The 1,115-nt window shown below is 68.6% G+C and carries 1 protein-coding gene; it reads right to left on the bottom strand.

What is annotated here, in order from left to right; translation table 11 throughout:
- The coding region (locus tag ORI94_RS35215; RefSeq protein WP_416237962.1) for a putative T7SS-secreted protein at positions 1-1,016 on the bottom strand (1,016 nt) is incomplete at its 3' end.
- Positions 1,017-1,115: the final 99 nt, after the last annotated feature.

Raw genomic sequence — 1,115 nt, 5'->3', positions numbered from 1 at the left:
TTCTTCAGTCCGCCGCCGATGCCCCCCATGAAACCGTCGCCGAGAGCTTTCAGGCCTCCGGCCTTCCACAGTTTGCCGAGTTTGGCGAGGCTTGTGATGCCTTTGGTCGCGGGTATGCAGTCCAGGGCTGCCCAGAGGAGGTCGCCCCACCCGGCCTCGCCCTTGACGACTTTTCGTAACGTGTCGGCCATCACGACGAGGGCCGCCGCGAAGACCAGCCAGCCCAGTGGGCCACCGATGATCATCACGATGATGCCGAGGATGGCCACGACCCACTTGCAGACGAGGACGATCTCGTCCCAGTTGTCGGTGACCCAGTCGCCGATCTCCTCCCACCAGCGGCGGTTGGGGATTCCGGCGTCGGAGGCCTCCCTCAGCTTGGTGACCGTCCGGCGGGCGGCCTCCTCACGCAGGCCCTTCGCCTGGCCGGCGAGCTTCTTCGCCGCGTCGAGGGCGCTCTGCGCGCTCTCGACGTTCCGCTCGGCCGTGGCCTGGCGGGCCCTCGCGTGCTGGGCGTCGCGGGTGGCGCGGCGGACGTCGGCCTCGTCGGGTTTGGGGACGTCCCTGCCTCCGCTCTTCGCGGGGTCGTACGAGTCCACCTTCCCGGTCGCGGTGCGGACCCAGTCGTCGGCACCCGACAACGCCGTCTGCGCGGTGGTGAGTTCGTCGCGGGCCTTGCGGCCGTCGCGCAGTGCCTTGTCGGCCTTCTCCTGGGCGTCCTGCAGGTCCGGCCAGAAGGTGGTGAGGGCGTCGCCCGCCAGGTCGTACGACTTCCTCAGCTTCCGCAGCCTCTTGGGCGCGTCCGCGAACTCCTCGGCGAACACGTCCGCCGTCCTGCCCGCCCAGGAGAGGATCTCGTCCTCCTTGGCGATGCCCTTGAGGTCGCGCAGGGCCTCGCCCACGTCGTCGGCGAAGTCGTGCAGAGCGCCGGCGAGTTTGCGGATGCGTTGCGGATCGCCCGGTGTCGGGTCCCTCTCCAGGTCGAGTACGTGCCAGTCCGTCGGCCTGTGCGACACCGTGTTCTCCCCCGTACACACGCAATGCCTACCGTTGGAACGTGCGTATGAACTTATCGCACGCGTTGCTTGTTGCGTGGGGGCATGGGGGAGCAGGAC

The sequence above is a fragment of the Streptomyces sp. NEAU-W12 genome (assembly GCF_026242095.1).
In the GTDB taxonomy this organism is placed as follows: domain Bacteria; phylum Actinomycetota; class Actinomycetes; order Streptomycetales; family Streptomycetaceae; genus Streptomyces.
The sequence above is the reverse complement of the archived record's forward strand: the minus strand, read 5'-3'. Positions and strand labels throughout refer to the sequence as shown.